Genomic DNA, 25840 nt, shown 5'->3' with positions numbered 1-25840 from the left:
CGTGACGGAGACCGGTACGGGGACGGGAGCGGAGGCGGCGGCGTCCGCCGTCGGCGCGGTGCTCGCCGAGGCGGGTGCGCCGACGGCGACGGGCTGGCGGCGACGAGCCGGGTTCGCGGGCGCGGCCATCGGCGTCGTCGCGGCGGGCGCGGCCGCCGGGGTCGCCCTGGAGCGGCTCACCGTCGGCCGGGGCGTACGCCGCAAGGCCCGCCTCGCCCTGGACGCCTCCGCCCCCTACGGCGCGCTGCGCGGCAGCCCCGGCACGGCCACCGCCGACGACGGCACGGCCCTGCACTACGAGACCGAGGAGTTGGAGGGCCCCGGCGGCCCCACCGTCGTGTTCAGCCACGGCTACTGCCTCAGCCAGGACTCCTGGCACTTCCAGCGCGCCGCCCTGCGCGGCCGGGTCCGGGCCGTCTACTGGGACCAGCGCAGCCACGGCCGGTCCGGGCGCGGCACCGGCCCCGTCTCCATCGACCGCCTCGGGCGCGACCTGAGGGCCGTCATCGACGCCGCCGCGCCCGAGGGGCCCCTGGTGCTGGTGGGGCACTCCATGGGCGGGATGACCGTCATGGCGCTGGCCGACCAGTACCCGGAGCTGGTCCGCGACCGGGTCGTCGGCGTCGCCTTCCTCGGTACGTCGTCGGGGCGCCTCGCCGAGCTGACGTACGGCCTCCCGGCGGCCCCCGCCCAGGCCGTGCGGCGTGTCCTGCCCGGCGTGCTGCGGGCCCTCGGGGCGCGGGCGGAGCTGGTGGAGCGCGGGCGGCGGGCGACGGCCGACCTGTTCGCGGGCCTGGTCAAGCGGTACAGCTTCGGTTCCGGGGACGTGGACCCGGTGATCGCCCGGTTCGCCGAGCGGATGATCGAGGCCACGCCCATCGATGTGGTCGCCGAGTTCTACCCCGCGTTCGCCGAGCACGACAAGGCCGACGCGCTGGCCGCCCTCGCCGACGCGGAGATCCCCGTCCTGGTCCTGGCGGGCGAGAAGGACCTGGTCACGCCGCTGTCCCACACGGAGGCCATCGCCGCGCTCCTGCCGGACGCCGAGCTGGCCGTCGTCCCCGACGGCGGGCACCTGGTGATGCTGGAGCACCCCGGTACGGTCACCGCGCGGCTGGTGGAGCTGCTGGTACGGGCGGGGGCGCTCGCCCCGGACGACGCGGGGACGGGCGGCCGCAGCGGTTAGGTTTGCTGGTATGGAAGCTGCGCACACCGACACGACCGGGGCCGCCGGGACCCCCGCCCCCGCCGCCACCTCGCAGGCCCCCGCCACCGCCCGCCTCACCGTGCACTCGCCCCAGGAGATGCAGGAACTCGGCCGCGCCCTCGCCCGGCTGCTGCGCCCCGGCGACCTGGTGATGCTCACCGGGGAGCTGGGCGCCGGAAAGACGACCCTGACGCGCGGCCTCGGCGAGGGCCTCGGCGTGCGCGGCGCGGTCACGTCCCCGACGTTCGTCATCGCCCGTGTCCACCCGTCGCTGACCGGCGGCCCCGCGCTGGTCCACGTGGACGCCTACCGGCTGGGCGGCGGCCTGGACGAGATGGAGGACCTGGACCTCGACGTGTCGCTGCCCGAGTCGGTGGTCGTCGTCGAGTGGGGCGACGGCAAGGTCGAGGACCTGACGGACGACCGGCTGCACGTGGTCATCGACCGGGTCGTCGGCGCCACGGACGACGACCGGCGCGAGGTGACGCTCACCGGCGTGGGGGCGCGCTGGGAGGGCGTGGACCTGAAGCTGGGCTGAGCCGGAGCCAGGCGGCGCGCGCCGGTACGTGGACGGGCCCGCGCGCGTACCGGCGCGCGGGCGCCCCGCGCCCGTACGGCACTCGCGCCCCGCGCAACGCCCCCGTGCGCCCCGGCCCGTACGGCGCCCCGCACGCGCCCGTGCGCCGGTGGCGCTCGCGCCCGTACGTTCCGACAAGACGTCGGCAAATTGTTGCGCCGTACCTCCGAGGCGTGGTCACATGGATACCAGTCGGTGGTTAGGTTTACCTAACTCCCCGTCCCGCCAGCGGAGCCAGGAGGCAACCATGCCGCAGCAGCAGCCGGAACGGCGGCAGCCGTCGGAGGTGTCCATGCGTGATCTGCTGGCGTCCTGCGCGGCGGCCAGCGCCGTGTCCACCCCGCCCCGCCCGGTCCCGGCACCGGCCACGGCCCCGGTGGCCGAGCCCGACGACGCGGCGGACGAGCGGGAGAACGAGACGCCCCGCGCCGCCTGAGCGGTCACGGGGCGCCTGCCGCACCTCACACGTGCGCCGGGTACGCGCACCAGGCGCAGCACCACCGGCACGCCGTCTCAGGGAACGACGACCACCTTCGCGTTGACCGTCGCGAACGTCCACAGCGCGTCGCCGTCCGCCCGCGCCATCCGCACCCCGCCCGTACGGCGGCTCGGGTCCGGGCTGGACATGGAGCCGTCCACGGCGGCGCTGAAGCCGACCGTCACCCCGTCCACCGTCGCGAACCGCACCACGTGCTCCACCTGCACCCCGTCGGAGCCGCGCACCACGCCCGACCGGGACGTCACCGCGTACGTGCCGGGCGCCGGGCTGACCGTGCTGGGCGTCACCGGGAACGTACGGGTCACCTTGCCGCTCTCGTCCACCAGCCACACCCGCCGGTCGGCCAGCGCGTACACGACGCGCTCGCCCGAACCGGACTGCGGCGGCAGCGCCAGCGGGTCCTTGACGGGCTCGGCGGGGGCGCCCGGCGCGGAGGCGGCGGGGGACGCGGACGGCGACGCGGAGCCGGTCGCCTTCGCCGCGGACCGCAGATCGGCGGGGGCGGTGGCCGACGCCTGGTAGGCGAGGAAGCCGACCGCCGCGAGCGCCGCCGCCGTGAGCCCGGCCACGAATCCCGAGCTGCTCCTTGCCACGCTGCTCCACCTCTCATACGACGTATCGGTGTGACCGTAGCACCAGCGCCCGGCCGGTACGGGGGCGCCGTGCCCGCCCCGCGGGCGCCGTAGGCTGTTCGCGTGCTGTTGCTCGCCATGGATACCGCCACCCCCGCCGTCACCGTCGCCCTCCACGACGGGCAGTCGGTCCTCGCCCAGTCCGCGCAGGTCGACGCCAGGCGGCACGGGGAGCTGCTGCTGCCCGCCGTCCACCGCGTCCTCGGTGAGGCCGGTCTGAAGCTCGGCGCCGTCACGGGCGTCGTCGTCGGCGTCGGCCCCGGCCCGTACACGGGGCTGCGCGTCGGCCTGGTCACGGCGGCCACCTTCGCCTCCGCCCTCGGCGTGCCCGTCCACGGGCTCTGCACGCTCGACGGTCTCGCCTACGCCTCCGGCATCGACGAGCCGTTCGTCGTGGCGACCGACGCGCGCCGCAAGGAGGTGTACTGGGCGCGGTACGACGACCACCGCACCCGTACGACCGAGCCGTCCGTCGACCGGCCCGCCGACATCGCCGAACAGGTCGCGGGCCTCCCGGCGGTCGGCGCCGGGGCGCGGCTGTACGGCGAGGTCTTCCCGGACGCCCGCGCCCCCGAGCACCAGTCCGCCGCCGCGCTCGCCGCGCTCGCCGCCGAACGGCTCGCGGCGGGCGAGGAGCTGCTGGAGCCGCGCCCGATGTACCTGCGCCGTCCCGACGCGCAGGTGCCGAAGAACTACAAGGTGGTCACGCCGAAGTGACCGGGCCCGTACTGCGCGAGATGCGCTGGTGGGACATCGCACCGGTGCTGGAGCTCGAACGGGAGCTGTTCCCCGAGGACGCCTGGTCGGAGGGCATGTTCTGGTCGGAGCTGGCCCACGCGCGCGGCCCGCGCTCGACCCGCCGGTACATCGTCGCGGAGGAGCCCGCGGCCGGGTCCGCGGAGGAGCCCGCGGCCGGGTTCCCGGAAGAGCCCGCGGCCGGGTTCCCGGAAGAGCCCGGCGACGGGCCCGGCGGCCCGCGTCCCGCCCGTATCGTCGGGTACGCGGGGCTCGCGGCGGCCGGCGGGCTCGGCGACGTCCAGACCATCGCCGTCGCCCGCGACCAGTGGGGCACCGGCCTCGGCGCCCGCCTGCTGACCGAGCTCCTCCACCACGCCACCGCGTTCGAGTGCGAGGAAGTCCTCCTGGAGGTGCGGGTGGACAACACCCGCGCCCAGCGGCTGTACGAGCGGTTCGGCTTCGAGCCCATCGGCTTCCGCCGCGGCTACTACCAGCCGGGCAACGTGGACGCCCTCGTGATGCGGCTGACCGTCCAGGACCCCGCCTCGCCCCAGCCGGAGCCGGAGACCACCACCGACCCGACCGACCCGACCGCCCCGACCGACCTGACGACCCCTGAGAGCGCTGAGACCCATGGCTGACGAACCCCTCGTCCTCGGCATCGAGACCTCCTGCGACGAGACCGGCGTCGGCATCGTCCGCGGCACCACCCTGCTCGCGAACGCCGTCGCGTCGAGCGTGGACACGCACGCCCGGTACGGCGGCGTCGTTCCCGAGATCGCCTCCCGCGCCCACCTGGAGGCCATGGTCCCGACCATCGAGCGGGCCCTGAGGGACGCCGGGATCTCCGCGCGCGACCTCGACGGCATCGCCGTCACCGCGGGCCCGGGCCTCGCGGGCGCGCTGCTGGTCGGCGTCTCCGCGGCGAAGGCGTACGCGTACGCCCTGGACAAGCCGCTGTACGGGGTGAACCACCTGGCCTCGCACATCTGCGTGGACCAGCTGGAGCACGGGCCGCTGCCCGAGCCGACGATGGCGCTGCTGGTCAGCGGCGGCCACTCGTCGCTGCTCCTCGCGCCCGACATCACCTCCGACGTCCGCCCCATGGGCGCCACCATCGACGACGCGGCGGGCGAGGCGTTCGACAAGATCGCCCGCGTGCTGAACCTGGGCTTCCCCGGCGGCCCCGTCATCGACCGGCTCGCCAAGGAGGGCGACCCGGCCGCCATCGCGTTCCCGCGCGGACTGAGCGGGCCGCGCGACCCCGCGTACGACTTCTCCTTCTCCGGCCTGAAGACCGCCGTGGCCCGATGGGTCGAGGCGAAGCGGAACGCCGGTGAGGACGTGCCCGTACGGGACGTGGCCGCGTCCTTCCAGGAGGCCGTCGTGGACGTGCTGACCCGCAAGGCCGTGCGGGCCTGCAAGGACCAGGGCGTCGACCATCTGATGATCGGCGGCGGTGTCGCGGCCAACTCCCGGCTGCGGGCCCTCGCCGAGGAGCGCTGCGAGCGGGCCGGTATCCGGCTGCGCGTGCCGCGCCCGGGCCTGTGCACCGACAACGGCGCGATGGTCGCCGCGCTCGGCGCCGAGATGGTCGCCCGCAACCGGCCCGCCTCCGACCTGGAGCTGTCCGCCGACTCGTCCCTGCCGGTCACGGACCCGCACGTGCCTGGCGGTCACGACCACGACCACCTGCACGAGATCAGCAAGGAGAACCTGTACTCGTGACGGTCACGCTGATGTGGGAGGCCCGCGCCGTGCCCGGCCGGGGTGCCGACCTGCTGGAGTGGGCGCGGGCCCAGGAGCTGGAGGGCGTACCGCTGCGCCGCGAGACGTTCACGGCGGCGCAGGACCGGGTCCTCGTCCTGACCTGGTGGGACGTGCCGGACGAGGACGCGGCGCTCCCCGAGCTCCCGGAGCCCCCGGCCGGGCTGCTGACCCGCCCGGTCCACCGCTGGCGCTTCGTCTCGCGGGACGTCGCCGCGTAGGACCCGCGCCGGGGCGGCGGCCTCAGGCGATCTAGGCTCGGTTCGTGTCCTCCAGCCTCCGTACGCTCCCGCCGCCACCGCCGCCCCCGCACCTGCGCGCCTGGCCCGACCGCGAGTCGCTGCTCGCCGACCGGGACCGCGCGATGGGCGAGCTGGGGCGGCGGACCGTCGGTGGCGGCCGCCTCGCCCTGTTCCTGGTGTGGCTGCTGGTGCTGGAGGCCGGCTGGGGCCTGATCGGCGCCGCGCTGCTCGTCTTCCACGACGCCCTGGACCCGTTCGGTTTCCTCCTGAGCCTGGTCCTGGCCGGGCTCGGCGCCGGGGCGTTCATCCCGGCCGCGTACTTCCAGGTCGCGGGGGCGCGCGGGGACGCGGCGGCGCGGCGGCTGTTCGTCCAGTGGGCCGCGCTCGACCACGCTCCCGCGCGGGACGCCCGGCACCGGGCGCCGGGGCCGAGCCTCGCGTGGCTGCTCGTGTCGTTCGCGCTGTGCGCCGCCGGACTGTGGATCTGCGTGGCGGTGCCGTACGCCGCGCGGCCGGGCTCCACGACCTACGCCGAGGTCGCGTACGGGGTCGGCGCGGGGCTGCTGCTGTGGGTGAACGGCCTGGCGGGCGCCGCGAACGCGGTCGCCCACTACCGGCTGGCCGTACGGCTCCTCAGCCCCGGCCCGCGGGCTGCCCGATCAGCATCGTCGGGGCGCCCGCCACACGCGTGAGGAACACGGTCGCCGCGTTCGGGCCCTTCGGCTTCACCCGGCGCCGCACCTCCTCCGGCTCCACCGCCGAGCCGCGCTTCTTCACCGTCAGGGTGCCCACCTCGCGCTCCCGCAGCAGCGCCTTGAGCCGCTTCAGGTTGAACGGCAGCTCGTCGGTGATCTCGTACGCGGTGGCGTACGGCGTCGGGCGCAGCTCGTCGGCCGTGACGTACGCGATCGTCTCGTCCACGAGCCCGCCGTCCAGCCGCGCGGCGACCTCGGCGACCAGGTGCGCGCGGATGACGGCGCCGTCCGGCTCGTACAGGTAGCGGCCGACCTTCCGGACCGGCGGCGCGGGCAGTGGCCCCGGCACGGCCAGGGCCGCCCCGGACGGCAGCAGCGTCGCCCGTACGGAACCGGGCGCCGTGCCGAACCACAGCACGGCCTCCTTCACGTCCCCGCCGTCCGAGATCCACTCGGCCTCGGCCTCCGGCGGCACCACCTCGTGCGGGATGCCCGGCGCGACCTTCAGCGCCGCGTGCCGGGCCCGCCGGGCCGTGTCCACCGCCCACGACAGGGGCGGCGAGTACGCCTCCGGGTCGAAGATCCGGCCCCGCCCGCCGCGCCGCGCCGGGTCCACGAACACGGCGTCGTACGCGGACGTGTCCACCTCCGTCACATCCGCGCAGCGCACCTCGATCAGACCGGCCAGGCCCAGCGCCTCGGCGTTGGCGCGGGCGACGGCCGCCGTGAGCGGGTCGCGGTCCACGGCGAGGACGGCGATACCGGCCCTGGCCAGCGCGACCGCGTCGCCGCCGATGCCGCAGCACAGGTCCGCGACGCTCCGCACGCCGAGCCGCGCGAAGGCCGCCGCCCGGTGCCCGGCGACCGAGGCGCGCGTGGACTGCTCGACGCCGTTGGGCGTGAAGAACATCCGGTACGCGTCGTCGGCGCCGAACTTGGCCACCGCCCGCTGTCGCAGCCGCGCCTGCCCGAGCGCCGCCGACACGAGCGCCGCCGGGTGGTCGCGGCGCAGCCGGGAGGCGATGGCCAGCTCCTGGGCGGGGTCGTAGTGGCGCAGGTCGGCGAGGAGGCCCCGGCCCTCGTCGGTGAGGAGGGCTTCGAGGTCGGCGAGATCGGTCACCCGTCCCATTCTGGCCGAGTGTGGGCCGGCCGGGGGATGGTGCCGCCCCGGCGGCGGTGTCGCCGGGGCGCGGGGGCGCCGCGCTGACAGGATGCGGCGCCATGCAGCTTGTACGACAAAAGCGTCCATCATCGGTAAATCGGACTTGGGCTCGCGCTCGCACGGGGATGGTCGCGGGCCTGCTCGTCGCCGCCCTGGGAACCGCCTGCGCGGCGGAGGGCACCCACCCGCCCGGCGCGGGCGCGGCCCCGTCGGGGCGGCACGGCAACGAGGCACAGGCCGGCCAGGCCCCGGCGGGTCAGGGCCAGGGGCGGCAGGCCCCGCAGGCGCGGCCGGAGACCGCGTCCGAGGCGCTGACCGCGTACGTCGAGCGGTTCCGCCAGGCCCAGGCGCGGCGTGCGGTCGTCGCCCGCCGGTGGGGCCTGAAACAGACCCCGCTCCTGCCCCCCGACCCGCCGAAGGTGAAGCCGGAGATCACCTTCCGCAAGGGCTTCGAGGTCGGCGACCCCAGCCTCCCGCCGGTCTTCACCACCGTCCCGACCAAGGACCGCGTCGTGTTCCTCACCATCGACGACGGCGCCGACAAGGACCCCGAGCTGCTGCGGATGATGTCCGAGCTGGACATCCCGTACAGCGCCTTCCTCAGCGACTACCTGGTCAAGGAGGACTACGGCTACTTCAAGCGCATGCAGGGCCTCGGCGTCGCCCTGCACAACCACACCCTGACCCACCCGTACATGCCCGCGCTCTCCTACGAGGAGCAGAAGCGCGAGATCTGCGGCCAGCAGGACGTCATCCAGCGCCGGTACGGCAAGCGGCCCACGCTGTTCCGCCCGCCCTACGGCAACTACGACGCCGACACGCTGCGCGCCGCCCGCGACTGCGGCATCAAGGCCGTGCCGCTGTGGTCCGCCGAGGCGTTCCCGGACCGCATGGAGTGGCGCGAATGGGACCGCGACCTGCACCCCGGCGACATCGTCCTCACCCACTTCCGGGGGCGCGGCGAGTGGAAGGGGTCGATGGCCGACATGATCCGCCGCGCCATGGACACCATCACCGCGCGCGGGTACGCGGTGGCCCGCCTGGAGGACTACGTGTGACGGCCCCGCCCGGCGAACCGCGCGGGTGCCCCGGCGCAGGAGCGGCGGTGACCGGTTCCGGCGCGGTGCGCGGACGCGGCGGTGACCGGTCCCGGCGCCGTACGCCACGCGACGGCGCCGGTCCGTCCTGTCGTACGCCAGTACGAGCGGGAGCGCGGCGCGCGGCGGGCAACTGGCACTCCGCTTGACCGAGTGCTAATCGCGGTCATAGTCTCGGCCCTGGCACTCCCCGCAGGAGAGTGCCAACACAGCGACGGGCAGGTCCGGCACCCGCGACGACGGATCCACCTGGTCGCCACCTCAGACAGTTGACCCCGTGAGATCTCCGAAGGGGGAGGTCGGATCGTGACGACCACCAGCTCCAAGGTTGCCATCAAGCCGCTCGAGGACCGCATCGTGGTCCAGCCGCTCGACGCCGAGCAGACCACGGCCTCTGGCCTGGTCATTCCGGACACCGCCAAGGAGAAGCCCCAGGAGGGCGTCGTCCTGGCCGTCGGCCCGGGCCGCTTCGAGAACGGCGAGCGCCTGCCGCTCGACGTGAAGACCGGCGACATCGTGCTCTACAGCAAGTACGGCGGCACCGAGGTGAAGTACAGCGGCGAGGAGTACCTCGTCCTCTCGGCCCGCGACGTGCTCGCGATCGTCGAGAAGTAATCCACCACGTGCCGTGAACCGCGCCCCTGGCCCCCGCTGCTGTGCTGCCGCACGTGCGCCGGGCGGCGAGGGGCGCCGTTCTTTCTCCACCCAGTACCGAGAGGGCTGAATCGCTCCCATGGCGAAGATCCTGAAGTTCGACGAGGACGCCCGTCGCGCCCTTGAGCGCGGCGTCAACAAGCTTGCCGACACCGTCAAGGTGACGATCGGCCCCAAGGGTCGCAACGTCGTCATCGACAAGAAGTTCGGTGCGCCGACCATCACCAACGACGGTGTCACCATCGCCCGCGAGATCGAGGTCGAGGACCCGTACGAGAACCTCGGCGCCCAGCTGGTGAAGGAGGTGGCGACCAAGACCAACGACATCGCGGGTGACGGCACCACCACCGCCACCGTCCTGGCCCAGGCGCTCGTCCGCGAGGGTCTGCGCAACGTCGCCGCCGGCGCCTCCCCGGCCGCCCTGAAGAAGGGCATCGACGCCGCGGTCAAGGCCGTCTCCGACGAGCTGCTCGCCACCGCGCGCCCGATCGAGGAGAAGTCCGACATCGCCGCGGTCGCCGCGCTGTCCGCGCAGGACCAGCAGGTCGGCGAGCTGATCGCCGAGGCCATGGACAAGGTCGGCAAGGACGGCGTCATCACCGTCGAGGAGTCCAACACCTTCGGCCTGGAGCTGGACTTCACCGAGGGCATGGCGTTCGACAAGGGCTACCTGTCGCCGTACATGGTCACCGACCAGGAGCGTATGGAGGCCGTCCTCGACGACCCGTACATCCTGATCCACCAGGGCAAGATCGCCGCCATCGCGGACCTGCTGCCCCTCCTGGAGAAGATCATCCAGTCCGGTGGCTCCAAGCCGCTGCTGATCGTCGCCGAGGACGTCGAGGGCGAGGCGCTCTCCACCCTGGTCGTCAACAAGATCCGCGGCACGTTCAACGCCGTCGCGGTCAAGGCCCCCGGCTTCGGCGACCGCCGCAAGGCGATGCTCGGCGACATGGCCGCCCTGACCGGTGCGACCGTCGTCGCCGAGGAGGTCGGCCTCAAGCTCGACCAGGTCGGCCTGGACGTGCTGGGCACCGCCCGCCGTGTGACCGTCACCAAGGACGACACGACCATCGTGGACGGCGGCGGCAAGTCCGAGGACGTCGCCGGCCGCATCGCCCAGATCAAGGGCGAGATCGAGACGACCGACTCCGACTGGGACCGCGAGAAGCTCCAGGAGCGCCTCGCGAAGCTCGCCGGCGGCGTGTGCGTCATCAAGGTCGGCGCCGCCACCGAGGTGGAGCTGAAGGAGAAGAAGCACCGTCTGGAGGACGCCATCTCCGCGACCCGCGCCGCGGTCGAGGAGGGCATCGTCTCCGGTGGTGGCTCCGCGCTCGTCCACGCCGTGAAGGTGCTGGAGGACAACCTCGGCAAGACCGGCGACGAGGCCACCGGTGTCGCGGTCGTCCGCCGCGCCGCCGTCGAGCCGCTGCGCTGGATCGCCGAGAACGCCGGTCTCGAGGGCTACGTCATCACCTCGAAGGTCGCCGACCTCGACAAGGGCCAGGGCTTCAACGCCGCCACCGGCGAGTACGGCGACCTGGTCAAGGCCGGTGTCATCGACCCGGTGAAGGTCACCCGCTCGGCGCTGGAGAACGCCGCGTCGATCGCCTCCCTCCTGCTCACCACCGAGACCCTCGTGGTGGAGAAGAAGGAAGAGGAGCCGGCGGACGCGGGCCACGGCCACGGCCACGGCCACTCCCACTGACCCCAGGTCACCCGTGCGGGCCGGCCCCGGCCGGCCCGCACACGACGAGGCCCGGTACCCCGCGAGGGGCACCGGGCCTCGCCCGTTCCCAGCTCAGCCGCGCGGCGGCGTGAACTCCGGCTGGTCCAGCACCCGCAGCCAGCTCCCGTCCGGCTGGCGCCGCACCACCTGCGCCCGCGCCCCCGCCCCGTCCGCCGGCGGCGTCGAGGTGAGCGCGATGTCGCCGCACAGGAGCGTCGGCAGCGGCGGCTCCGGCTCGAAGCGCGGCCGGTCCGCCAGCACCCGCTCCCACAGCGCCCGGATCGCCTCCCGGCCCACCGTCCGCTGTCCCGGCGGGTACGCCAGCACGGCGTCCTCCTCGTAGAGCGCGGCGACCCCGGCCGCGTCCCCCGCGTTCGACCGCTCCACGAACAGGCGGGTGATGTCCTCGGGCCGCATGGCCTTCTCGTACTGCTCCGGCATGGCTTCCTCCTGGCGCGTCTGCTTGCGCCACCCACCCTCGCCACCCGTGGACCAGAAGTCCAACAGATGGTTCTGCTCACAACTAGAATCAGCGGTCATGGACCTGAGGCAGCTGGAGTACTTCGTCGCGGTCGCCGAGGAGCGGAACTTCACCCGCGCCGCCGAGCGGGTGCACATCAGCCAGTCCGGGGTCAGCGCCCGGGTCCGCGCACTGGAGAAGGAGCTGGGAGCGGAGCTGTTCGACCGGTCGGCGCGCACGGTCACGCTCACCGCCGCGGGGGAGGCCGCCCTCGCGCCCGCCCGTGCCGCACTCGCCGCCGCGGACGCGCTCGGCCGGGCGGTGGGGGAGGTGACGGGCCTGGTCCGGGGGCGGCTCGCGCTGGGCATGGTCGTCGGCTGCACCCTCACCCCGCTGTTCGACGCCCTCGCCGCGTTCCACGAGGCGCACCCCGGCGTGGAGGTCCTGTTGCGGGAGGACGACTCGGAACGGCTCGTCGAGTCGGTCCGCGCGGGCACCCTCGACCTGGCGCTCATCGGGACCCCGGCCCCGCCCCCCGAGGGGCTGGAGGCGCTGACCCTGGTCAGCGAGCGGCTCGTCGCCGCCGTCCCGCACGGCCACCCCCTGGCGGGGCTGCGGCGGGTCACCCTGCGCGACGTCGCCGCCCACCCGGTCGTCTGCATGCCGCCCGGCACCGGACTGCGCGCCGTCTTCGACCGGGCGTGCGCCGACGCGGGCGTACGGCCCTCCATCACCCTGCAAGCAGGCGCGGGGGAGGCCATCGCGGACCTGGCGGCGCGCGGGCTCGCGGTCGCCGTGCTCAGCGAGTCGATGGCGGCGCCCCACGGCGAGCGGCTGACGGCCCGCACCATCGAGGACGCCCGCGCCCCGGCGCTGCTGGCCCTGGTCTGGAGGAGCACCCACGACCCGGCGGTCCGCGCGTTCCTCGCCCACGCCCGCCGTACGTTCCCCGCGCAAGCGCGTCAGCCCCCGGAGCCCCCGGACCGCCGACCCGTCAGGGCCTCGCCCCGCGGCCCGCGGCCCGGCAGTCGTGGAAGCCGCCCGGCAGACCCACGGCGTTGAGGACCGCTTCCGGGCCCCGAGCGCCATCGAAGACGAAGGACGCGCCGCCGGCCGGGGCCACGAGCGCGCACCGGCTGCCGAAGGTGAGGGAAACGTCCGGCTGCCACGGGCGGCCGGCCCGGTCCAGCTCCCGTACGACGTCCTGGTGGGTGCGGGCGGCGGGAAAGACCTCCGTCCTGCCGGGGGCGGACGATAGAAGCCCGATCACGTCACGTCACGCCAGGTCCGTACGCGGACGAGACCGACCCCGCGGCAACGGCGGACACCCGGTCCCGGGCCCGGCGCGCCTCACCCGCGCCGGGCCCGGGGACAACGAACCTACTTCGGGCCGAACTTGCGGCCCGCCCGGGACGTCACACCGCCCAGCAGGCCGCGCGGGGCCAGTTTCACCACGCCCATCAGCGCCTTGTACCGCGGGTCCGGGACCGACAGGGTCCGGCCGCGCGCCAGGTCCGCGAGCGCGTCCGCCACGACCTTGTCGGCGTCCAGCCACATCCAGCCCGGGATGTTGTCCGTGCCCATCCCCGCCCGCTGGTGGAACTCCGTCCGTACGAAGCCGGGGCACAGCGCCATCAGCCGCACCCCGCTCCCCGCCAGGTCCCGCGCCGCGCCCTGGGTGAACTGGACGACCCACGCCTTCGACGCCCCGTACGTCCCGCGCGGTACGAAAGCGGCGACGGACGCGACGTTCACGACACCGCCCCGCCGCCGCTCCCGCATCGACGCCGTCGCCGCCGCCGTCAGCCGCAGCACCGCCTCGCAGTGCACCTTCAGCATCCGCAGCTCGTCGGCCATCCCCACTTCGAGGAACCGGCCCTTGTTGCCGAAGCCCGCGTTGTTGACCAGCAGGTCCACCGGCCTCTTCGGGTCGGAGAGCCGCGCCTCGACGGCCGCGATGCCCGCGTCCTCGGCGAGGTCCGCGGGCAGCACCTCCGCCTCCACACCGTGCCGGTCGTGCAGTTCGGTCGCCTGCTCCCGGAGCCGTTCCACGTCGCGGGCGACCAGGACCACATCGTGGCCGTCGGCCGCCAGCCGCCGCGCGAAGGCGGCCCCGATACCCGCCGTCGCGCCAGTAATCAGTGCACTCGTCATACGCGGCACGTTAGTGCCCCGCCCACCCGCCACGGCACGCGCCCGGCACAGCCCCGGTTCGTCCCCTACGGGACCCCCGGCCCGTAGGGGACGGCTCACCCCGTGGTACGCCGCAGTTCAGGAAGCGGACACCCCGACCTGACTCTCCACGTACTTCCGCGCCTGCCCCCGCAGTTCCGGGTGCGCCGCCTCACCCGCCGCGAGGACCAGCGGCAGCAGCTCGCGCCGTGTCGTCTGCGCGCGGAACGCCAGCGCCACCGTCACCTCGTGGTCCGGCCGGTGCACGACCTCCACCGGGTCGCCCGCCCGGATCTCGCCCGGCTCCACCACCCTCAGGTACGCCCCCGGCGCCCCCCGCTCCGTGAACCGCCTGATCCACCCCCGCTCGCCCAGCCAGCCCGCGAACGTACGGCACGGGATGCGCGCGTCGGTCACCTCCAGCACCAGCGACGCGCCGATCCGCCACCGCTCCCCGAGCAGCGCGCCGTCCAGGTCCAGGCCGACCGTGGTCAGGTTCTCCCCGAACGAGCCGTTCGGCAGCGGCCGTCCCAGCTCCCGCTCCCACCGGTCCAGCTCCTCGCGCGCGTAGGCGTACACCGCCTGGTGCGAACCCCCGTGGTGGCGCAGGTCGCACACCGTGTCCCCGGCCAGGCCCCCGCCGCCCACGCCCTTGGGGCCCGGGTCCGCCACCCGGACGGGCCCCTCCACCGGGACCTTCGCGATGCCGGTCTCACCGCTCGGCGCGTTGGTGTACTCCACCTTCTTCGCGCGTCCCACGTTGACCGTCAGCACCCGCGTGGTCGTCATCTCACTCATGGCCGCACGCTAACCCCCCGCCACTCAAAGATTCCAAGGCGTATCTCGCGCCAGCCTAAAGAGGCCCTTATATTCGATGGTGTGATCGAAGCCCGTCACCTCCGCGTCCTCCGCGCCGTCGCCGCCACCGGCTCCTTCTCCGCCGCCGCCCGCGAGCTGGGCTGCACCCAGCCGGCCGTCAGCCAGCAGATGAAGGCCCTGGAGTCCTCCGCCGGTACGCCGCTGCTCATCCGCACCGGCCGCGAGATGCGCCTCACCCAGGCGGGCGAAGCCCTCGTACGGCATGCGGCGGGCATCCTCGCCGGGCTCACCGCCGCCGAGGAGGAGGTCGCCGCCATCGCGGGCCTGCGCGCCGGGCGCGTCCGGCTCGTCTCCTTCCCGAGCGGCAGCTCCTCCCTCGTCCCCACCGCGCTCGCCGCCCTGCGTGCCGCGCACCCCGGCACGCGCGTCTCCCTCGTCGAGGCCGAGCCGCCCCGCTCGGTCGAGATGCTCCGGGAGGGCGACTGCGACATCGCGCTGGCCTTCCGGTACGCGGGCGGCGCCGCCGAGTGGGACGACCTGGTCGTACGGCCGCTCCTCACCGACCGGCTCGTCGGCCTGGTCCCGGAGGGGCACCGGCTGGCGGACGCGGGCGCCGTGGGGATCGGCGAACTGGCCGAGGAGCCGTGGATCGCGGGCTGCCCGCGATGCCGCCGCCAGCTGGTCGAGGTGTGCGAGGACGCCGGTTTCACGCCGCGCATCGACTTCGCGACCGACGACTACCCGGCCGTCGTGGGCCTGGTCGGCGCGGGCCTGGGCGTCGCCGTCCTGCCGGAGCTGGCCGTCGAGTCCGTACGGCCCCGGGGTGCTCGCACGGTTGCCGTGGAGCCGCCGGTGGAGCGGGAGATCGTCGCGCTCACCCTGCCGGACCTGGCCCAGGTCCCGGCCGTCGCGGCCACCCTCGACCGCCTGGCGGAGGCGGCCGCGCGCGCGTAGCGGGTCGGCCGCGCGACATCGCCGTGGCACGCGCGCGGAGGGAGGCGGCGGCCGGTCCGTACCGGCGCCTTGCTGAAACGTTCCTTCAGGTGATGTGGGGCCGACGCGGCGTCAGTTGTTCCCCGCCGGTGCCGCCGACGTGGTGACCAGCCGGGTGCGCGCCCGGCCCATCAGCTCCTCGCGCTCGTCCTCGGTGAGGCCGCCCCATACGCCGTAGGGCTCGCGCACGGCCAGTGCGTGGGCCGCGCACTCGGCGCGCACCGGGCAGCGCATGCAGACCTCCTTCGCCGAGTTCTCACGCGCGCTCCGTGCCGCGCCACGCTCTCCCTCGGGGTGGAAGAACAGCGAACTGTCGACCCCTCGGCAGGCCGCGAGCAGCTGCCAGTCCCACAGGTCGGCGTTGGGTCCGGGAAGGCGGGAGAAATCTGCCATGGCGCATGTCCCCTTGATGCCGGTACTGAGCTTACTGAGCGGACTACTTGTCGCAGTAGATGTAAATATGACTCATTGCGAATCTAGCTACAGACACCGCCAAAGGGAAGGAAAAGGCGCTAAATGGGGCATAGCTCTGAGTGGAGCGGCGGTGACCTGCGGTGCTCTGCTCCGTACGCGCCTCCTCACGCTGTGTGCTGAAGAGGTGCTCCTACCCGTAACTCTTTCGAGTGACCGTCGTTGAGAGTGCGGAGGCGGTTGAAGGAACAAGCGCTCGGGCAGCCGCCCGAGGGCGTCAACCGCACAGGTGACGATTCGTAACCAGCCTGGAGGCCCAAGGTGACGCGCATCAGCTGCGGAGGACGGCCATGACTTCCGTCCTCGTCTGCGACGACTCCCCGCTTGCCCGAGAAGCGCTCCGCCGCGCCGTCGCCACCGTGCCCGGCGTCGAGCGCGTCACGACGGCGGCCAACGGCGAGGAAGTCCTCCGCCGCTGGGGCGCCGACCGCTCGGACCTGATTCTGATGGACGTGCGCATGCCCGGCCTGGGCGGCGTGGAAACCGTCCGCCGGCTGCTCTCCGCCGACCCCGGAGCCCGGATCATCATGCTCACGGTCGCCGAGGACCTCGACGGCGTCGCGCTCGCCGTCGCCGCCGGCGCCCGCGGCTACCTCCACAAGGACGCCTCGCGCGCCGAACTGCGGGCCACGGTCACGCAGGCGCTCGCCGACCCGACCTGGCGGCTCGCCCCGCGCCGCCTGCGCTCCGCCGAGATGGGCGCCGCGCCGACACTCACGGCCCGCGAGATCCAGGTGCTGGAGGGCATGAGCCACGGCCGGTCCAACGCCGAGATCGGCCGCGAGCTGTTCCTCTCCGAGGACACGGTCAAGACCCACGCCCGTCGGCTGTTCAAGAAGCTGGGCGCCTCAGACCGCGCCCACGCCGTCGCGCTCGGATTCCGCTGGGGCCTGGTCCGGTAGCGGTTCCGGCCCCTGACGTGGCCGTTTCGGTCCCCGTCCGCCGGGTGGCGGGCGGGGCGGCGCAGGCCCGATGTCTGTTTCCTGCGCGATGCCGCATCCTTGAGGGGTGGAGTTCCTCGGGGACGAGTCGATCGAGCGGGAGGGGAGGGCGCAGGGGATGGATTCCGGCGCACCTGCTCATAACGCTTCGGTGCACAAGGCTGGACGCGGTGCCTCGGAGCGGACGCGGTCAAGGCACCATGGACCGATGCGCGACGACCAGACGCCGGCCACCCCGACGCCCCCCGCCGGGCCGGGGGCGATCGGAGCACTCGTGCACCGTGCGGTGGAGGGCGACGAACAGGCCACGCACGACCTCCTCGCCCACGTCCACCCCCTGGCCCTGCGCTACTGCCGTACGCGGCTGAACCGGCTGCCCGGTGACGCCCGCCACTTCGTCGAGGACCTGGCGCAGGAGGTCTGCGTCGCCGTCCTCATGGCCCTGCCCCGTTACAAGGACACGGGCCGCCCGTTCGAGGCGTTCGTCTTCGCCATCGCCGGGCACAAGGTCGCCGACCTCCAGCGGGCCGCCATGCGGCACCCCGGCTCGACCGCCGTGCCCTCCGACGAGATGCCCGAGCGCCCCGACGACTCCCTCGGCCCCGAGGAGCGCGCCCTCCTCAGCGACGACGCCGAATGGGCCAGGCGCCTGCTCGCCAACCTCCCGGAGAACCAGCGGGAGCTGCTCGTCCTGCGCGTCGCCGTCGGCCTGACCGCCGAGGAGACCGGCCAGATGCTCGGCATGTCCCCCGGAGCCGTACGGGTCGCCCAGCACCGCGCCCTCAGCCGCCTGCGCGCCCTGGCGGGCCAGTAGCCGCACGGCGCCGGACCGGTGCGGGGGCACCGCGCGGCGCCGGTGGCCGCACGGCCCGGTGCCCGTGGCCGTACGCCGCCCCGCCGGGCCGTACCGCGTCACGCCGAACCCCGCGGCCTCACGCCAGGCCGCACCGCCGACGCCGCCGGGCCGCGCGGGCATGGCAGTTCGGGCCGCCGGGAAGCGGCATCCGGGCGGCGGTGGCGTGGAGCCGTATGGCGGATGTCATACGTGTGAACGTACAAAGCTACTGGGTGATCTTGCTCGTGGAATGAGACACGCCCGCAGCCCGTTAGCATGGACATCCGCACCGATCAAGGCCATTGGGGAAGGTGTCATGACTGCAAACGTCGACGGAGTGCCCGAGAAATTCGCCGCGCTCGGGCTGACCTACGACGACGTGCTGCTGCTGCCGGGCGCGTCGGACATGGCTCCCGACCAGATCGACACCTCCTCGCAGCTGTCGCGCAACGTACGGGTCAACATCCCGCTGCTGTCCGCCGCGATGGACAAGGTGACCGAGTCCCGGATGGCCATCGCCATGGCCCGCCAGGGCGGCGTCGGCGTCCTCCACCGGAACCTGTCGATCGCCGACCAGGCGAACCAGGTGGACCTGGTGAAGCGCTCCGAGTCCGGCATGGTCACGGACCCGATCACGATCCACCCCGACGCCACGCTCGCCGAGGCCGACGCGATCTGCGCCAAGTTCCGCATCAGCGGCGTCCCCGTCACCGACCCGGCGGGCAAGCTGCTCGGCATCGTCACCAACCGGGACATGGCCTTCGAGACCGACCGCGCCCGCCGCGTGCGCGAGGTCATGACCCCGATGCCGCTGGTCACGGGCAAGGTCGGCATCTCCGGCGTGGACGCCATGGAGCTGCTGCGCCGCCACAAGATCGAGAAGCTGCCGCTCGTGGACGACGACGGCATCCTCAAGGGCCTCATCACCGTCAAGGACTTCGTCAAGGCGGAGAAGTACCCGAACGCCGCGAAGGACAAGGAGGGCCGCCTCCTCGTCGGCGCCGCCGTCGGCGTCGCGGGCGACGCGTTCGAGCGCGCCCAGGCCCTCATCGAGGCCGGTGTGGACTTCATCGTGGTGGACACGGCCCACGGCCACTCCAAGCTGGTCGGCGACATGATCGCCAAGATCAAGTCGAACTCCGGCGTCGATGTCATCGGCGGCAACGTGGCCACCCGCGACGGCGCCCAGGCGCTCGTCGACGCGGGCGCCGACGCGATCAAGGTCGGTGTCGGACCCGGCTCCATCTGCACCACCCGCGTCGTCGCCGGCATCGGCGTCCCGCAGGTCACGGCGATCTACGAGGCGTCCCTCGCCGCCAAGGCGGCCGGCGTGCCGGTCATCGGCGACGGCGGCCTCCAGTACTCCGGCGACATCGCCAAGGCCCTGGTCGCGGGCGCCGACACGGTGATGCTCGGCTCGCTCCTGGCGGGCTGCGAGGAGTCGCCGGGCGAGCTGCTGTTCATCAACGGCAAGCAGTTCAAGTCGTACCGCGGCATGGGCTCGCTGGGCGCCATGCAGTCCCGCGGCGACCAGCGTTCCTTCTCCAAGGACCGCTACTTCCAGGAGGGCGTCGCCTCCGACGAGAAGCTGGTCCCCGAGGGCATCGAGGGCCAGGTGCCCTACCGCGGCCCGCTCTCCGCGGTCGTCCACCAGCTGGTCGGCGGCCTGCGCCAGTCGATGTTCTACGTCGGCGGCCGCACCGTGCCCGAGCTCCAGGACCGCGGCCGGTTCGTCCGCATCACGTCGGCGGGCCTCAAGGAGAGCCACCCGCACGACATCCAGATGACCGTCGAGGCGCCGAACTACAGCAGCAAGCGCTGAGCGCCCCTCCCGACACCGCCGCCGGGGCGGCCCGGAATCGCCCGGGCCGCCCTTCGCGCGCGCGTCGGGGATACTGGTAGGCGCAGACGCAGAGGGAAAGGCCACACATCGTGACTGAGATCGAGATCGGGCGCGGCAAGCGCGGCCGCAGGGCGTACGCCTTCGACGACATCGCCGTCGTACCGAGCCGGCGCACGCGGGACCCGAAGGAGGTCTCGATCGCGTGGCAGATCGACGCCTACCGCTTCGAGCTGCCCTTCCTGGCCGCCCCCATGGACTCCGTCGTCTCCCCGCAGACGGCGATCGCCATCGGCCGCCTCGGCGGCCTCGGCGTCCTCAACCTCGAAGGGCTGTGGACCCGCTACGAGGACCCGCAGCCGCTCCTGGACGAGATCACCGAGCTCGACGAGGAGACCGCGACCCGCCGTCTGCAGGAGATCTACGCCGCCCCGATCAATGAGGAGCTGATCGGGCAGCGCCTGAAGGAGGTCCGCGACGCCGGTGTCGTCACCGCCGCGGCGCTCTCCCCGCAGCGCACGGCCCAGTTCTCCAAGGCCGTGGTCGACGCCGGTGTGGACATCTTCGTCATCCGCGGTACGACGGTCTCCGCCGAGCACGTGTCCGGCGCCGCCGAGCCGCTGAACCTGAAGCAGTTCATCTACGAGCTCGACGTCCCCGTCATCGTCGGCGGCTGCGCCACCTACACGGCGGCCCTGCACCTGATGCGCACCGGCGCGGCGGGCGTGCTGGTCGGCTTCGGCGGCGGCGCGGCGCACACCACCCGTAACGTCCTGGGCATCCAGGTCCCGATGGCCACGGCAGTCGCCGACGTGGCCGCCGCCCGCCGCGACTACATGGACGAGTCCGGCGGCCGGTATGTGCACGTCATCGCCGACGGCGGCGTGGGCTGGTCCGGCGACCTGCCGAAGGCCATCGCGTGCGGTGCCGACGCCGTGATGATGGGCTCCCCGCTGGCCCGTGCCACGGACGCGCCCGGCAAGGGCCACCACTGGGGCATGGAGGCCGTCCACGAGGACGTGCCGCGCGGCAAGCTGGTGGACCTCGGTGTGGCCGGGACGACCGAGGAGATCCTGACGGGTCCCTCGCACTCGCCGGACGGGTCGATGAACTTCTTCGGCGCGCTGCGCCGGGCGATGGCGACCACGGGCTACAGCGAGCTGAAGGAGTTCCAGCGCGTCGAGGTGACCGTCGCGGACTCGCAGCACAGCCGCTGACCTGCCTGTTCGACGGCCACGGGGAGGGGCCCGCACCAGTTCGGTGGGGCCCCTCCCCGTGGCGTTCCGCCGTGCGGCGCGGCGTTTCGCCGTACCGCCGCGTGCTTACGCGGCGCCCTTCCTGGCACCGGCGAAGGCCGCGACCGCGCCGATGGCGATGAAGACGTACGTCATGCCGTCGGCGGCCAGCTTCCACAGCTCCATCACGCCGCCGAAGTTCTGGAAGAAGATCTCCGCGAACGAGCCCTCGCCGAGCTTGTCGAGCAGGACCGCGATGGTGACCAGCTGGCCCAGGTAGACGGCGCCGGCCGCGATGACCGCCGAGACGACCGGCAGGACCGGGTTCCGGCCGCCGACCTTGCCCGCGAGGAAGCCGACGAGCAGGCCGACACCGACCGCGGCGTAGCCGACCTCGCGGTCGATGGCACCGGCGATGCCGCCGTACGCGCCCGCGGCGACCAGGGCGGCGACGAACGCGGCGAGCAGGCCGAGCGCCAGGTTGTTCCGCGCGGGCGCCGGGGGCTGCACCGGGTACGCGGCGAACGGCTGCTGCTGCGCGGCCGGGTCGGCGCCGGGGCCGGGGCCGCCTGCGAACGGGTTGCCGGACTGCGGCGGCGGAACGGACTGGCTCATGCTGGGAATCCCCCTGAACGGAGCGAGGCGGCCGGCACCTGACGTGTGCACGGCCGCGCGCGAATCAGAGGCGGACACTAGCAGCCCCCTGTGACAGCGGGCCCGGCGATTTCCGACCGTGACCTGCCCGGAAGCAGGCCGATACCCGGCGCGCCGGGCCGTCAGAGGCGGTGGGCCGCGCCGACCGGGGTGGCGCCCCGCGTGTCCAGCAGCAACTGCGCCTTCACGGCCAGGCCCTGGAGGTCGTACGTGCGGTGGTGCTGGAGCAGGATCGTCAGGTCGGCGCCCGCGGCCGCCTCGTACAGGGAGTCCGCGCGCGGGACCGGCAGGTCGCGCACCCGCCAGACCGGCACGTACGGGTCGTGGTAGCTGACCGTCGCGCCCATGTCCATCAGCCGTTGCGCGATCCGCGGCGCGGGCGAGCCCTCGCGGTCGGCGAGATCGGGTTTGTACGTGATGCCGAGCAGCAGCACACGGGCGCCGCGCACGGACTTGCCGTGCTCGTTGAGGAGCGTGGCGCAGCGCTGGGTGACGTACTGGGGCATGCGTTCGTTGATCTGGCCCGCCATCTCCACCAGGCGCAGCGGGCGGTACGGGCCGATCGTGTCCACGGGCGTGCCGTGGCCGCCGACCCCGGGGCCCGGCCGGAACGCCTGGAAGCCGAACGGCTTGGTCTCGGCGCAGCGGATGACGTCCCACAGGTCGACGCCCAGCTCGTGGCAGAGGACCGCCATCTCGTTGACCAGCGCGATGTTGACGTGCCGGTAGTTGGTCTCCAGCAGCTTGACCGTCTCGGCCTCGCGGGGGCCACGCGCGCGTACCACCTTGTCGGTGAGGCGTCCGTAGAAGGCGGCGGCGGACTCGGTGCAGGCGGGGGTGAGGCCGCCGATGACCTTCGGCGTGTGGGCGTAGCCGTGGGCGCGGTCGCCGGGGTCGAGGCGGGCGGGGGAGTACGCGAGGTGGAAGTCGCGCCCCGCGCGCAGCCCGGAGCCCTCTTCGAGGAGGGGGCGCAGGACGTCCTCGGTGGTGCCGGGCGGGACGGGGGATTCGAGCAGGACGGTCGTGTGGGGGCGCAGGCGGGCGGCGAGCGCGCGGGCGGCGTCCGCGACGGCGGTCAGGTCGAGGGTGCGCCGGGCGGCGCCGGGCGGGGTGGGCGCGCAGATGACGGCGGTGCGGACGCGGCCCAGCTCGGCGGGGTGCGTGGTGGGGCGGAAGCCGGACGACAGCATGCGGCGGATCTCGGAAGGGGTGAGGGAGCCGTCCACCGGTGGCCGTCCGGCGGCCAGCTCGGCGACCGGCCGGGGGTCGGTGTCGTAGCCGATCGTGTCGATACCGGCGGCTGTGGCGGCCTGGGCGAGGGGCAGTCCGAGGTGGCCGAGGCCGATGACGGCGAGGTCTGCGGGCATGGGCGTGAGCCGTCCTTCCCAGTAGCCGGAGGGGGCGAGACGCGCAAGTCCTGTGGACAGAACGAGCGGACGCAATGTCAGACTAGGCGTAAATATGACCGTTATGCGGTATTGCGCGCTCGTGATCGCCCGAGTGTTGTCCACAGGTGGTGCCGGGCCGGTGGCCGATGTCGGTGCCCGGGGACAGAATCGAGTCTGTGAGCCCGAGCACACAGGGGGACGGCGGCGACGGGAGGCAGCGGTGAGGACAGCGAGACTGGGACCCGCGGAGCGGGCCGCGGCCCTGGCGGCCATGGCAGAGCGCGAACTGGACGTGCTGGTCGTGGGCGGCGGTGTGGTCGGGGCCGGTACGGCGCTCGACGCGGCGACCCGCGGCCTCGCCACCGGCCTGGTGGAGGCCCGCGACTGGGCGTCCGGCACGTCCAGCAGATCCAGCAAGCTCATCCACGGCGGCCTGCGCTATCTGGAGATGCTCGACTTCGCGCTGGTCAGGGAGGCACTGAAGGAGCGCGGCCTGCTGCTGGAGCGGCTGGCGCCGCACCTCGTCAAGCCGGTCCCGTTCCTCTACCCGCTCCAGCACAAGGGCTGGGAGCGGCTGTACGCCGGGTCGGGCGTCGCCCTGTACGACGCGATGTCCGTCTCGTCGGGCCACGGGCGCGGCCTGCCCGTGCACCGCCACCTCTCGCGCCGCCGCGCCCTGCGGGTCGCCCCCGCCCTGCGCAGGGACGCCCTGGTGGGCGCCCTCCAGTACTACGACGCCCAGATGGACGACGCCCGGTTCGTCGCCACGCTGGTGCGGACCGCCGCCGCGTACGGGACGCACGCCGCGAGCCGCGCCCGGGTCATCGGCTTCCTCCGCGAGGGCGAGCGGGTCGTCGGCGCACGCGTGTCGGACGTGGAGGCGGGCGGCGAGTACGAGATCCGCGCCAAGCAGATCGTCAACGCCACCGGTGTGTGGACGGACGACACGCAGGCGCTCATCGGGGAGCGCGGCCAGTTCCACGTCCGCGCCTCCAAGGGCATCCACCTCGTCGTCCCCAAGGACCGCATCCACTCCACGACCGGCCTCATCCTGCGCACGGAGAAGAGCGTCCTGTTCGTCATCCCGTGGGGCCGCCACTGGATCATCGGGACGACCGACACGGACTGGGACCTCGACAAGGCCCACCCGGCCGCGTCGAGCGCCGACATCGACTATCTCCTCGACCATGTCAACAGCGTCCTGGCCACCCCGCTGACCAGGGACGACGTGGAGGGCGTCTACGCGGGGCTGCGGCCCCTGCTGGCCGGGGAGTCCGACGCGACCAGCAAGCTGTCCCGCGAGCACACGGTCGCCCACCCCGTGCCCGGGCTCGTCGTGGTCGCGGGCGGCAAGTACACGACGTACCGGGTGATGGCGAAGGACGCGGTGGACGAGGCGGTCCACGGCCTGGACATGCGCGTCGCCCCGTGCGTCACGGAGGAGGTGCCGCTGCTCGGCGCCGAGGGATACCGGGCGCTGTGGAACGCGCGGGCCCGCATCGCCGCCCGGACCGGCCTCCACGTCGTGCGCGTCGAGCACCTGCTCAACCGGTACGGCACCCTGACGGAGGAGCTGCTCGACCTGATCGCCGAGGACCCGGCGCTCGGCGAGCCCCTGACCGGCGCCGACGACTACCTGCGCGCCGAGATCCTCTACGCCGCCTCCCACGAGGGCGCCCGGCACCTGGACGACGTCCTCACCCGCCGCACCCGCATCTCCATCGAGACCTTCGACCGGGGCACCGGCTGCGCCCGCGAGTGCGCCGAGCTGATGGCGCGGGTGCTGGGCTGGGACGACGACCAGGTCGCGAGGGAGGTGGAGCACTACGAGAAGCGCGTGGAGGCGGAGCGGGAGTCCCAGCGCCAGCCCGACGACCAGACGGCCGACGCGGCCAGGCTCGGCGCACCGGACATCGTGCCGCTGTAGGGCGGGGCGGCGCCGCGGCCGGCGGCGGCCGTGGCGGGGGCTTCGGCGGCTGCGGAGACTTCGGGGGCTTCGGCGGTGCCCGCGGGCGGGCAGAACTCGGCCTCCAGGAGGGCGCGTTCCAGGGGCGGGCCCGGGGAGAGCGTGTCGGTGTTGGCGCGGAACGTCAGGACGTGGCGGCCGTCCCGGGTGGCCGCCGTACGGACGTAGCTGCCGGGGACACGGCCGTTGTGGCCCCAGACCGTGACGCCGCAGGGGAGCCGGGTGGGGAACAGGCCCATGCCGTAGCGGCCGTGGGCGGAGGAGGTGTCCAGGAGGGCGGCCAGTTGGGGCGGGGGGAGGAGGCGGCCGTCGAGGAGGGCGGAGTAAAAGCGGTTCAGGTCCGCCAGTGTGCTGACCAGTTCACCGGCCGCGCCCGCCACGCGCGGGTCCAGGGCGGTGACGTCGCGCCCCGCGGAGTCGTAGCCCCGGCCGTGCGGGTCCGGCAGGGTCGTACGGGCGCCGGGAAACGACGTGCCGGTCAGGCCGAGGGGGGCGATGACACGGCGATGCGCCTCCGAGGCGTAGGAGCGGCCGGTGAGGTGCTCGACGATCCGGCCGAGGACGACGTAGTTGGTGTTGGAGTAGGCGAAGGTGCCAGGTGGCTTCGCGGTACGGGACACCAGGGCCGCGCGCAGGCCCTCCGGAGGGAGCGCCGGGCCGGTGGGGCGGGTGAGGTCGGGCAGCCCGCTCGTGTGCGTGAGCAGGTGACGCACGGTGACCCGCCGGTCCAGCGGCGGAGGGAGCAGGCCGGGGGCGCGGGCCGCCACCGGGTCGTCCAGGGCCAGCCGCCGCTCGGCCGCCAGCTGGAGGACCACCGTCGCGACGAACGTCTTGGTGACGCTGCCCGCGCGGAAGTGGTCGGCCCGTCCGATCCCCGGTCCCGTCGTCCGGAACCGCGCGGTCCCGGAGGGCCCGTACGTCTCCGAGAGGAGGGCCGCGGCAGGCGCTCCACCCGCTGTGACCAGCCTCGTCAGGGCCGGAGGCGGTGTGGCCGGGGGGTCACTGACAGTCAGTCCGCAGATGGCCAGAACCAAGGGCACCACGAGTCTCGTCCTGAACTTCGACAT

27 protein-coding genes are annotated in these 25840 nt (G+C 73.8%); 18 read left to right on the top strand and 9 right to left on the bottom strand.

Features of this window, described 5'->3' with window-relative positions; genetic code table 11:
• Position 1 precedes the first annotated feature (1 nt).
• The 3 genes from J116_RS10240 (at position 2) to J116_RS10230 (ending at position 2220) form a co-directional block, all read left to right on the top strand.
• Positions 2-1186, top strand: coding sequence for an alpha/beta fold hydrolase (locus J116_RS10240; RefSeq protein ID WP_023586995.1), 1185 nt, complete (start codon positions 2-4; stop codon positions 1184-1186).
• Positions 1187-1196: 10 nt separating this feature from the next.
• A complete protein-coding gene (gene tsaE / locus J116_RS10235) occupies positions 1197-1745 on the top strand; it encodes a tRNA (adenosine(37)-N6)-threonylcarbamoyltransferase complex ATPase subunit type 1 TsaE (protein ID WP_023586994.1) in 549 nt (182 codons plus the stop codon).
• Between the two features lie 286 nt (positions 1746-2031).
• On the top strand, positions 2032-2220 hold the full coding sequence (locus tag J116_RS10230) for a hypothetical protein (RefSeq protein ID WP_023586993.1): 189 nt from the start codon (positions 2032-2034) through the stop codon (positions 2218-2220).
• Positions 2221-2297: 77 nt separating this feature from the next.
• Here the strand turns inward: J116_RS10230 and J116_RS10225 are convergent, their stop codons facing one another.
• A complete protein-coding gene (locus J116_RS10225) occupies positions 2298-2852 on the bottom strand; it encodes a L,D-transpeptidase (protein WP_023586992.1) in 555 nt (184 codons plus the stop codon).
• A 126-nt stretch (positions 2853-2978) separates the two neighbouring features.
• On the opposite strand from J116_RS10225, the gene tsaB reads away from it, so the two are divergent.
• From tsaB to J116_RS10200, 5 genes are read left to right on the top strand one after another with little or no spacing between them, the layout of a single operon-like run.
• Positions 2979-3632, top strand: a complete 654-nt coding sequence (gene tsaB, locus J116_RS10220; protein ID WP_023586991.1) for a tRNA (adenosine(37)-N6)-threonylcarbamoyltransferase complex dimerization subunit type 1 TsaB — start codon at positions 2979-2981, stop codon at positions 3630-3632.
• On the top strand, positions 3629-4294 hold the full coding sequence (locus J116_RS10215; RefSeq protein ID WP_023586990.1) for a GNAT family N-acetyltransferase: 666 nt from the start codon (positions 3629-3631) through the stop codon (positions 4292-4294). The genes tsaB and J116_RS10215 overlap by 4 nt, the downstream gene beginning before the upstream one ends.
• Complete coding sequence (gene tsaD / locus J116_RS10210; protein ID WP_023586989.1) at positions 4287-5381, top strand: tRNA (adenosine(37)-N6)-threonylcarbamoyltransferase complex transferase subunit TsaD; 1095 nt, start codon at positions 4287-4289, stop codon at positions 5379-5381. Before J116_RS10215 ends, tsaD begins: the two co-directional genes overlap by 8 nt.
• Positions 5378-5641 carry a hypothetical protein gene (locus tag J116_RS10205; protein WP_023586988.1) on the top strand — a complete coding sequence of 88 codons (264 nt, stop codon included), beginning with the start codon at positions 5378-5380 and terminating at the stop codon, positions 5639-5641. The genes tsaD and J116_RS10205 overlap by 4 nt, the downstream gene beginning before the upstream one ends.
• Before the next feature lie 44 nt (positions 5642-5685).
• Entirely contained in the window at positions 5686-6354 is a 669-nt protein-coding gene (locus J116_RS10200) for a hypothetical protein (protein ID WP_023586987.1), read from the top strand.
• Here the strand turns inward: J116_RS10200 and J116_RS10195 are convergent.
• A complete protein-coding gene (locus tag J116_RS10195; RefSeq protein WP_028963902.1) occupies positions 6296-7486 on the bottom strand; it encodes a class I SAM-dependent methyltransferase in 1191 nt (396 codons plus the stop codon). The two genes, J116_RS10200 and J116_RS10195, sit on opposite strands and share 59 nt — an antisense overlap.
• A 158-nt stretch (positions 7487-7644) precedes the next feature.
• Between J116_RS10195 and J116_RS10190 the strand changes: the two genes are divergently transcribed.
• The 3 genes from J116_RS10190 to groL all read left to right on the top strand — a co-directional run bounded on the left by J116_RS10190 (position 7645) and on the right by groL (position 10978).
• A complete protein-coding gene (locus tag J116_RS10190) occupies positions 7645-8577 on the top strand; it encodes a polysaccharide deacetylase family protein (protein ID WP_023586985.1) in 933 nt (310 codons plus the stop codon).
• Between the two features lie 345 nt (positions 8578-8922).
• Complete coding sequence (groES, locus tag J116_RS10185) at positions 8923-9231, top strand: co-chaperone GroES (RefSeq protein ID WP_010471835.1); 309 nt, start codon at positions 8923-8925, stop codon at positions 9229-9231.
• A gap of 118 nt (positions 9232-9349) precedes the next feature.
• Positions 9350-10978 carry a chaperonin GroEL gene (gene groL, locus J116_RS10180; RefSeq protein ID WP_023586984.1) on the top strand — a complete coding sequence of 543 codons (1629 nt, stop codon included), beginning with the start codon at positions 9350-9352 and terminating at the stop codon, positions 10976-10978.
• 93 nt (positions 10979-11071) lie between these two features.
• On the opposite strand, the gene J116_RS10175 is transcribed toward groL, so the two are convergent.
• Entirely contained in the window at positions 11072-11440 is a 369-nt protein-coding gene (locus tag J116_RS10175; RefSeq protein ID WP_023586983.1) for a YybH family protein, read from the bottom strand.
• Positions 11441-11537: 97 nt separating this feature from the next.
• On the opposite strand from J116_RS10175, the gene J116_RS10170 reads away from it, so the two are divergent.
• Positions 11538-12521 carry a LysR family transcriptional regulator gene (locus J116_RS10170; protein WP_023586982.1) on the top strand — a complete coding sequence of 328 codons (984 nt, stop codon included), beginning with the start codon at positions 11538-11540 and terminating at the stop codon, positions 12519-12521.
• Between the two features lie 318 nt (positions 12522-12839).
• Here J116_RS10170 and J116_RS10160 read toward each other — a convergent pair whose 3' ends face one another.
• Positions 12840-13613, bottom strand: coding sequence for an SDR family NAD(P)-dependent oxidoreductase (locus J116_RS10160; RefSeq protein ID WP_023586980.1), 774 nt, complete (start codon positions 13611-13613; stop codon positions 12840-12842).
• A 117-nt stretch (positions 13614-13730) separates the two neighbouring features.
• A complete protein-coding gene (locus J116_RS10155; RefSeq protein WP_023586979.1) occupies positions 13731-14420 on the bottom strand; it encodes an MOSC domain-containing protein in 690 nt (229 codons plus the stop codon).
• 90 nt (positions 14421-14510) lie between these two features.
• Between J116_RS10155 and J116_RS10150 the strand changes: the two genes are divergently transcribed.
• Positions 14511-15404, top strand: a complete 894-nt coding sequence (locus tag J116_RS10150) for a LysR family transcriptional regulator (RefSeq protein ID WP_023586978.1) — start codon at positions 14511-14513, stop codon at positions 15402-15404.
• A gap of 111 nt (positions 15405-15515) precedes the next feature.
• Here the strand turns inward: J116_RS10150 and J116_RS10145 are convergent, their stop codons facing one another.
• Complete coding sequence (locus J116_RS10145) at positions 15516-15836, bottom strand: WhiB family transcriptional regulator (protein WP_023586977.1); 321 nt, start codon at positions 15834-15836, stop codon at positions 15516-15518.
• Positions 15837-16204: 368 nt separating this feature from the next.
• Here J116_RS10145 and J116_RS10140 point away from each other — a divergent pair, with 368 nt between their 5' ends.
• The 4 genes from J116_RS10140 to J116_RS10125 all read left to right on the top strand — a co-directional run bounded on the left by J116_RS10140 (position 16205) and on the right by J116_RS10125 (position 20747).
• Positions 16205-16816, top strand: a complete 612-nt coding sequence (locus tag J116_RS10140) for a response regulator transcription factor (protein ID WP_003948568.1) — start codon at positions 16205-16207, stop codon at positions 16814-16816.
• Between the two features lie 247 nt (positions 16817-17063).
• Positions 17064-17669, top strand: coding sequence for a sigma-70 family RNA polymerase sigma factor (locus J116_RS10135; protein WP_023586976.1), 606 nt, complete (start codon positions 17064-17066; stop codon positions 17667-17669).
• 337 nt (positions 17670-18006) lie between these two features.
• Positions 18007-19512 carry an IMP dehydrogenase gene (guaB, locus tag J116_RS10130; RefSeq protein WP_023586975.1) on the top strand — a complete coding sequence of 502 codons (1506 nt, stop codon included), beginning with the start codon at positions 18007-18009 and terminating at the stop codon, positions 19510-19512.
• Positions 19513-19622: 110 nt separating this feature from the next.
• Complete coding sequence (locus J116_RS10125) at positions 19623-20747, top strand: GuaB3 family IMP dehydrogenase-related protein (protein WP_023586974.1); 1125 nt, start codon at positions 19623-19625, stop codon at positions 20745-20747.
• A gap of 105 nt (positions 20748-20852) precedes the next feature.
• Here the strand turns inward: J116_RS10125 and J116_RS10120 are convergent, their stop codons facing one another.
• Together J116_RS10120 and J116_RS10115 are read right to left on the bottom strand one after the other, a co-directional pair.
• Positions 20853-21380, bottom strand: a complete 528-nt coding sequence (locus tag J116_RS10120; RefSeq protein ID WP_023586973.1) for a hypothetical protein — start codon at positions 21378-21380, stop codon at positions 20853-20855.
• A 161-nt stretch (positions 21381-21541) separates the two neighbouring features.
• The gene (locus tag J116_RS10115; RefSeq protein WP_023586972.1) at positions 21542-22786 is read right to left on the bottom strand and encodes a nucleotide sugar dehydrogenase; all 1245 of its coding nucleotides are present in this window, start codon (positions 22784-22786) and stop codon (positions 21542-21544) included.
• 241 nt (positions 22787-23027) lie between these two features.
• Here J116_RS10115 and J116_RS10110 point away from each other — a divergent pair, with 241 nt between their 5' ends.
• Positions 23028-24734 carry a glycerol-3-phosphate dehydrogenase/oxidase gene (locus tag J116_RS10110; protein WP_023586971.1) on the top strand — a complete coding sequence of 569 codons (1707 nt, stop codon included), beginning with the start codon at positions 23028-23030 and terminating at the stop codon, positions 24732-24734.
• On the opposite strand, the gene J116_RS10105 is transcribed toward J116_RS10110, so the two are convergent.
• Positions 24632-25840 carry a serine hydrolase domain-containing protein gene (locus J116_RS10105; protein ID WP_028963901.1) on the bottom strand — a complete coding sequence of 403 codons (1209 nt, stop codon included), beginning with the start codon at positions 25838-25840 and terminating at the stop codon, positions 24632-24634. The genes J116_RS10110 and J116_RS10105 overlap by 103 nt on opposite strands.

The sequence above is a fragment of the Streptomyces thermolilacinus SPC6 genome, assembly GCF_000478605.2.
Taxonomy (GTDB): Bacteria; Actinomycetota; Actinomycetes; order Streptomycetales; family Streptomycetaceae; genus Streptomyces; species Streptomyces thermolilacinus.
Note: the sequence above shows the minus strand (reverse complement) of the source record. Positions and strands in the feature narration are given on the sequence as shown.